This is a genomic window from Cesiribacter andamanensis AMV16 (genome assembly GCF_000348925.1).
Taxonomy (GTDB): Bacteria; Bacteroidota; Bacteroidia; order Cytophagales; family Cyclobacteriaceae; genus Cesiribacter; species Cesiribacter andamanensis.
This window is the reverse complement of the sequence record NZ_AODQ01000174.1, coordinates 1-7,295: the sequence shown is the minus strand read 5'-3', so window position 1 is coordinate 7,295 and position 7,295 is coordinate 1. Positions and strand designations below refer to the sequence as shown.

The 7,295-nt window shown below is 58.3% G+C and carries 5 protein-coding genes; 1 reads left to right on the top strand and 4 read right to left on the bottom strand.

What is annotated here, in order from left to right:
• Nucleotides 1–298 precede the first annotated feature (298 nt).
• From ADICEAN_RS19490 to ADICEAN_RS19480, 3 genes are all read right to left on the bottom strand, one after another.
• Nucleotides 299–1,174, bottom strand: a complete 876-nt coding sequence (locus ADICEAN_RS19490) for an aldose 1-epimerase family protein (RefSeq protein ID WP_009197384.1) — start codon at nt 1,172–1,174, stop codon at nt 299–301.
• Nucleotides 1,175–1,273: 99 nt separating this feature from the next.
• Entirely contained in the window at nt 1,274–2,089 is an 816-nt protein-coding gene (locus tag ADICEAN_RS19485) for a CPBP family intramembrane glutamic endopeptidase (protein ID WP_009197383.1), read from the bottom strand.
• 64 nt (nt 2,090–2,153) lie between these two features.
• On the bottom strand, nt 2,154–3,188 hold the full coding sequence (locus tag ADICEAN_RS19480) for an RluA family pseudouridine synthase (protein WP_009197382.1): 1,035 nt from the start codon (nt 3,186–3,188) through the stop codon (nt 2,154–2,156).
• A gap of 80 nt (nt 3,189–3,268) precedes the next feature.
• Between ADICEAN_RS19480 and ADICEAN_RS19475 the strand changes: the two genes are divergently transcribed.
• The gene (locus ADICEAN_RS19475; protein WP_040398400.1) at nt 3,269–4,195 is read left to right on the top strand and encodes a 1-aminocyclopropane-1-carboxylate deaminase/D-cysteine desulfhydrase; all 927 of its coding nucleotides are present in this window, start codon (nt 3,269–3,271) and stop codon (nt 4,193–4,195) included.
• A gap of 208 nt (nt 4,196–4,403) precedes the next feature.
• Here ADICEAN_RS19475 and ADICEAN_RS19470 read toward each other — a convergent pair whose 3' ends face one another.
• Nucleotides 4,404–7,145, bottom strand: coding sequence for a putative metal-binding motif-containing protein (locus ADICEAN_RS19470; RefSeq protein ID WP_009197380.1), 2,742 nt, complete (start codon nt 7,143–7,145; stop codon nt 4,404–4,406).
• Nucleotides 7,146–7,295 lie beyond the last annotated feature (150 nt).

The window sequence follows — 7,295 nt, the reverse complement described above, 5'->3', positions numbered from 1 at the left end:
GCCCGGGCCAGGCGGGCCTGCAGCTGGCCGAGGAAGTGCTCGTTGAGCAGGGTGCAGATCGTTTCAAACTCGTATTGTGAAAGAGCAGCCATGCGGGCAGGTAAAGGCAAAAATTAGGGTACAAATGGGCCGCCAACTGGCCAAACAGGGGGTATAGCCCTTCGGACGGTGGCCACTTTGGCACATCGGCGCCACCTGCCTATACGCAACACCATACCGGTGTGGCTATAGCAGTGGCAGGAATTTGCCTGCTGCTCAGCAGCCTGGACCCGGTGAGCTACTTCTAAATAGGCCCTGTTCACTCTACAGTAATGGCATAGCTGCACTCAAACTGCTGGCCGGCCGCCAGGCGCTGGATGCCCTCTTTTTTTCGAAAATCCTGCTGCCGGGCCTCGGCCGGATCGGTAACGCCATACCAGGGCTCTAAGCAGATGAAGGGGGCCCCGCCGGATTTGGTCCAGATGCCCAGGTAGGGAAATCCCTCAATATCTACCCGTATGCTGTGGGTGTTCTTGCGGCTTTTTAGCACCACATAGGATGAGCGAACCCCCGCAAAGACCAGGGCATCGTCCTTAAACAGCGCCTCATTGAGCGGCAGGTGCAGCTGGCCGTTCAGTACCGGGCTGGTCTTGCCGGTGCGCAGGCCGTGCTGCAGCAGCTGGCGCTCCAGGGTCTCGGCCTTTTCAAACTCCAGGTAGTAGTCGCTAAACGCTTCGTTGGGCAGCAGCGGACAGCGAAAGCCCGGGTGCGCGCCAATGGAAAAGGGCAGCTCGGCGGCGCCTGTGTTTTTTACCCGGTAGGTGGTGCTTAGCCTGTTTTCTTCCAGGTGATAGCCCAGCAGCAGCTCAAAGTCAAAGGGGTAGTGCTGGCGCGTATCGGCATCGGAGGTGAGACGGAACAGCAGGCGGTCGGCCCCTTCCTTGGCAGTTTGCCAGCTTTTGTCCCGCGCAAAGCCATGCTGCGGAAGGCTGTATTCCCGGCCCTCCAGGCGATAGGTATTGTCCCGCAGGCGGCCTACAATGGGAAAGAGGATAGGTGCATGCCGTCCCCAGATATCGGCATTGCCCTCCCAGAGGTACTCCAGGCCGGTATCTTTGCGGCGCAGGCTGCAAAGCTCGGCGCCCTGTTCTTTAAAAGAAGCACTAACAAGGGTATTTTGCAGGGTGTGTAGCATAAAAAATAGCGATGCGGTTTGCTATTACAACTACTGCTGCCGCTAAACGGTTAGGGCCGCTGCCGGCAAATTATTGCCCGGGCGCTGCCAGCTATCCCCTCAACCCCCTGCCGGCAGAGGGCTTTCGGCCTGCATGCCCCAGTAGGCCAGGCCCAGAATAATAAAATTGTATACCCCATGCAGGGCTATGGCCCAGCCCAGACCCTGCCGCACCCGCACATAGCCCAGAATAAGGCCCAGCAGAAACTGGGGCAGTACCAGCAGGGGAGCAAACAGCAGCACCTGGGCCGTGGGCTTAAAGTTGATCAGGTGCACCAGGGCAAAAAGCAGCGTACTGCCCCAGAAGATCCAGCGATAGCGGGTGGTGTAGAGCTGTTCCAGCCCCTGCCGGGCCAGTGGACCCAGCGTAAGCAGCACAATGGTAGCCAGGGCGGCCAGGCCCAGTACCGCATAGCCAGCCAGCGCCAGCCCGCTCTGCAAAAACGACTGGGACAGAAAAAAAGCAATGAGCCAGAGCGATACCCCTACATACAGCGGCCGGTACACCAGCCACAGCCGAAAGGCCAGCTCCTCCAGTGCGGGCATAAACAGGGCCACCAGCACAAATACCAGCAGCAGGGGCATTTGCTTCATGATGTCTTCCATGGCATGGGGGAGCTCCGGCAGCAGACCGCTTTTCTGAAAAGCACTCATCAGCAGCATGGACAGCATGCTTAGGCCAAAGCTCAGCAGCAGCATGTGAAAAAAGGTGCGTAGCGGGGCATGGCCGTTTAGCGCGGCTGTGCTTTGCGTGGGAGTGCGCAAAAAGCGCATAAGCGCCTGCAGGCTGTCTGAAAACTGCGGGTCTGGCGCAGGGGGCATTTCGGGCTGCGGCTCCTGTGGCTGTATAAGTTCGTCTTTCTCTTCTTCTTGCATGGGGGTGGTTGCTCTGCAGACCGGCTGCCTGGCGCTTCGCCAAAGCCGCAGCCTGCATGGGGTGTTAGTGATGCTGTACGTAATGCTCCCATTTTTCCAGTACCGCCTTCATATCGTCGGGCAGTTCGGTATCAAACTGCATCCACTCGCCGCTGCGGGGGTGGGTAAAGCCCAGCGATTTGGCGTGCAGCGCCTGGCGAGGAATAATCTTGAAGCAGTTTTCCACAAACTGCTTGTATTTACTAAAGGTAGTGCCTTTCAGGATCTTGTCGCCGCCGTACATGGCATCGTTAAAGAGCGGATGCCCCAGGTAGCTCAGGTGCGCCCGGATCTGGTGGGTGCGCCCCGTCTCCAGCCGGCACTGCAGCAGGCTCACATAACGTAGTGTATGCAGGGTTTTGTAATGGGTGATGGCATGGCGCCCGTAGCCCTCCCCTTCAGGATAGGCCTGCACCACACGGCGGTCTTTGGGGCTGCGGCCCAGGGGTACGTTTATGGTGCCCTCGGCCGGCTCTGGCTCGCCCCAGACCAGCGCCAGGTAGGTACGCTCTATGCTGTGGTCAAAGAACTGCCGGGCCAGGTGCTGCATGGCCAGCTCGCTTTTGGCAATAACCAGCAGGCCGGAGGTATCCTTGTCGATGCGGTGCACCAGGCCCGGGCGGCCGTGGTTGCCGGGCAGGGTAGGCAGCTGCTGAAAGTGGTAGGTGAGGGCATTGACAAGGGTGCCGCTCCAGTTCTGATAGGCGGGGTGTACCACCATACCGGCTTCTTTGTAGACCACCAGCAGGTCATCATCCTCAAACATGATGTTGAGGGGGATGTTTTCGGGCAGCACCTCGGTATCGCGCGGGGGCTCGGGCAGGGCAATCACAATCACATCGCCGGGATGCACCCGGTAATTCGATTTTATTTTGCCGTCGTTTACCTTTACAAAGCCGTCGGTAATGGCCTTCTGCAGCCGGTTGCGGGTTACATTGGGCAGGCGGTCCATCAGGAATTTATCCAGCCGCAGCAGCTGTTGCTTTTTGTCGGCTACAATGCGGTGGTGTTCGTAGAGCTCGTCGTCTTCCCCTTCGGGTGCCTCTGGATAATGCTTCATATGAGGGCAAAGATACAGAAATGTTTAGCTTGCAGGGACTTCTTCTTTTAGGATACCCCTATTCTGCCTATTTTGTGCTGATGCACCCACGCCCAGCCCAGCCCAGCCCCATTCAGCTCCTAGACGATCCGCTGCTGGAGGCCGCCCGTGTACGCCTGTACCTGAAGCGGGACGATCTGCTGCACCCCCACATCAGCGGCAATAAGTGGCGCAAGCTTTACTACAACCTGGAAGCTGCCCGGCAGCAGGGATGGGAGCGCCTGCTCACCTTTGGCGGGGCCTACTCCAACCATATAGCCGCTACGGCAGCCGCCGGCCGGGAGTGGGGCCTGCAGACCATTGGCATCATAAGGGGTGAGGAGCACCTGCCCCTGAACCCCACCCTGCAGTTTGCCCGGCAACAGGGCATGGCGCTTCATTACCTGGACCGGGAGGCCTATCGCCACAAGGACGAGCCTGCCCAACTGGAGGCGCTGCAGCAGCAGCTTGGTCCCTTTTATTATATTCCCGAGGGGGGCAGCAATGCGCTGGCGGTTAAGGGCTGTGCCGAGCTGGTAGGCGAGCTGGATGTACAGCAATACGATTTTATTGCCACGGCCTGTGGCACAGGGGGTACGCTGGCAGGCCTGGTAGCGGGGCTTAACCGCAGGCAACAGGCGCTGGGCTTTCCGGTGCTCAGGGGCAGCAGTTATCTGAAGGGGGCTGTTGATGCCCTTACCGAGGCCTACAACGGGCAGTGCTACCAGAATTATCAGCTAATGCCGGACTACCATTTTGGCGGCTATGCCAAGTGGACGCCCGAGCTGATCAATTTCATTAACCTGTTCCGGGACAAGACCGGCATTCCGCTGGACCCTATCTATACCGGCAAAATGATGTTTGGCCTCTATGATCTGGTGAAAAAGGGCTGGTTTAAACCCGGCACCCGCCTATTGGCCATACATACCGGCGGTCTGCAGGGCATTAAAGGGTTTAATGAGCGCTTTGGCGAGTTGGTGGAGGGGTGAGGGGGGTCTAAAGTGCTTGTACGGCCGGCTTTTGTAGAGCGCAGCATGCGTTCAGCTGCCAACTGTTATTATGGTACAGGCAGCATGCTCGAACCAGCCTGAAAATTTCCAGGCATGTGGTCCGGATACGCGTATGCGAACTGGCGTATAAAGAAACCCCGGCCAAGTCTGGCCGGGGTTTGCTATGCATGGTTCAGCTTATCTCATGTTAGCGCTGGCGGATCACCCGCTGGTAAAGGGGCTTATCTCCCTCTATATCCAGGCGCAGCAGGTAGAGGCCGTCGGCCAGGGGTAGCTGCTGCAGGTCCAGCTCCAGAGCGCCTTCTGTCTGGCGGATCTGGTTGGCGGGTACTTCCAGGCGGGCGCCGCTAAGGGATACCAGGCTCACCCGTACCTGCGCAGTGGCTGTAATTCCCTGGTGGCGCAGCTGCAGCACATCCCGGAAAGGCATCGGATACACCGACAGCGATTCGGAGCGTAATGTGTGCTCACTGGCTTCTTTGGCTGCCAGGCTGCGGGTGGCAGGCGCATCGCCACAGGTCTGGAAGCTAGCCGCCAGCTGTACCCGCTGGCGCTCATTCTGGTAGTTGTACCAGGTAATCTGGGCCAGGTTGGCGCGCTGGGAGGTGGTAGTGGTAAAGAAGCTCTCACCGGGAGGGGCTATGATTGAACCTCTTTGCTGGGTGCCCAGCATGTTCCACTGCACATAGTAGGCGCATTCATTGGGGTTGAAGATGCGCCAGCGCAGCTCCTGCTGGGGATTGTCAGAGCATTCTGAGAAGAGCTGCAGGGGCTCATCTGCCGGCTGGCGGAAGCGGTAGCGCTGCTCCCGCTCATCGCTATCCTGCCAGTAGAGGTCTATGATGTTGCGGCTGCCCTCCACAAAGGGGGTCTGGAAGTAGGTGTAGCCCGGCTCGGCCTGCAGGCTACCCTGCTGATCGGTATCGCGCAGCTCGTAGCGCACGGCTACGGCACAGGCGTGGGGGTTGTAGATCACCCAGTTCTGGACGTTTAGCGGATCATCGGAACAGCTGGAGGCGATGGTGAGCTCCCGGCTGATGGTGCAATCGGGTTCCTGGCTGCCGGAGCAGTTGCGGTAAGCCGAGGGCTGGCGAGAGTAGCGCTTCTTGCTGTGGTAGTTGTAGTACATGAGCACCGCTACATTAGGATCGTTGGGGATGGTAGTGGTGGTCAGGTAGCTATCGCCGGGTGGGGCAATGTAGCTGCCGCGCTGATCACTGCCTTCTATCTCCCACTCTACATAATAGGCGCATTCGTTAGGGTTGTGGATGCGCCAGCGCAGTTCCTGGGCCGGATCATCCGAGCAGATGGTAAAGATGCGCAGGCCGGTATTATTGGGTTCCCGGTAGCGGTACATACGCTCCCGGCCGGCATCATCTTCCCAGTGGATCTGCATGATGTTCATGTTGCGCTCCAGGAAGGGGGTAGAGAATATGGTTTCGCCGGGCAGGGCCAGTATGGTGCCTTCCACATCAGACTGGCGCAGGTCATAGCGCACCTCTACGGCACAGTGGTTGGGGTTGTAGATGATCCAGCTGCGGAAATTCTGGGGATCTTCCGAGCAGGTGGAGGCTACGGTAAGGGGTTCGGAGATATCGCACAACCCCTCATCAATGGCGCCGTTGCAGTTATTGTCCCTGCCATCGCCAATCAGTTCCGGAGCGCCGGGGTAGGTGTCGGCCTGGGCATCGTCGCAGTCTTCATTGTTAGCTGCATAGCCCTCGGAAGGCCGATCGCAGGTGAGGTAGCTGGTCTGGTTGTAGTCGGCTGTTATGCCATAGCCATCCCCATCAGCATCCGGGTACCAGGCCTGGTTGGTACAGGAAGGATCTACCCATACCCAGAAGGGCTTATAGACCTGCCGGCGGGTATACACATAATCTTCAAAAGCTACCAGCAGCACCCGGTGCAGGCCGGCATGCTCGGGGCCAGGGCTTAGGTCATCATAGCCAATAAAACTGGTTTTGGTATTTTCTATAATGCTATACTCATCCCAGGGAATTGTGGTATTCAAGGGGTAGAGCGTGGCATAGCGGTTAACATCATCCTGCAAGTAAGCCTCAATGCGGAAGGCCTGGTTGATGCCTATGCGGAAGGTATCAGCCGCAAGATGGATCTGAGGAAGGCTGGAGGGGATAGTGGCCTGAAGATAGGTCATGCTGGTGTTGCCGGCTGCGTCAGTAGCCTTAAATTCAATCAGGTCCAGAAATTCGTCCTGAAAATAATTGTCTGTATCAGGGGTCCAGGCGATGTCTACACTCAGCATGCCCGTGCCACTAAGCGGAAGGGGGGATGAAAAACTGAATTCCTCCGGTGGTGACTGTATGTATTGCGATAGCGATAGCTGCACCGCTTCATCGGGCTCGGGATTGTGTACTGTAATGCGGTAAGTGTAGGTAGTGCCGGGCGTATAGGGCAGGGCGCCGCTATGCCCCTGCAGCTCCTCTACTACAATGGTGGGACGCTGGTTGTCGCCGGCCTGCTCGTCTGTGGTCTGGTTGCAGTTATTGTCCAGGCCATCGGCCAGCTCGGGAGCTCCGGGATATACAAAGGCATTGGCATCATCGCAATCGCCCCGCTGGCTGACGGCTCCGGTAGGAGGGGTGCAACTGCGGGCCAGCAACTGGCGTCCCCAGCCATCGCCGTCGGCATCGGTATACCAGGCCTGGCTCTGACAGCTGCTCACAATCTGAAGCTGCAGGGTGGTGATCAGGCCCAGCTCGGGAAGACCCGGGCGGCGGGGCTGCGCCCAGATCTCTATCTGGTGGGTGCCCAGGTACTGTTCTTCTGCATAGCCGCCTATCTCTGAGCCGCGGTAACGCTTCCAGACGGTAAGGTCGGAGTTTGCCACCAGGGGGTATAGCTCGTAGAGGGTCTCATCGAGGTCCTGTACGGTGTAGGGAATAATGAATTCCTGGCCTGCTCCCACCTGTATGGTGCTAGCGGTATAGGGAAAAATGACCTGAGGTGTTGCAAAAGCTGAAGCACCGGCAAGGGGTGGCCCGGAAGCTGCCGTTACGCTACCAAGGGAACACCATAGCCAGACAAGCACAGCCAAACAGCTCGTGTGAAAAGTAGA

Excerpts from the sequence above, each read along its gene's own strand:
- ADICEAN_RS19480 (WP_009197382.1), bottom strand. The coding sequence starts at position 3,188 with ATGAAGCATTATCCAGAGGCACCCGAAGGGGAAGACGACGAGCTCTAC.
- ADICEAN_RS19485 (WP_009197383.1), bottom strand. The coding sequence starts at position 2,089 with ATGCAAGAAGAAGAGAAAGACGAACTTATACAGCCACAGGAGCCGCAG.
- ADICEAN_RS19490 (WP_009197384.1), bottom strand. The coding sequence starts at position 1,174 with ATGCTACACACCCTGCAAAATACCCTTGTTAGTGCTTCTTTTAAAGAA.
- ADICEAN_RS19475 (WP_040398400.1), top strand. The coding sequence starts at position 3,269 with ATGCACCCACGCCCAGCCCAGCCCAGCCCCATTCAGCTCCTAGACGAT.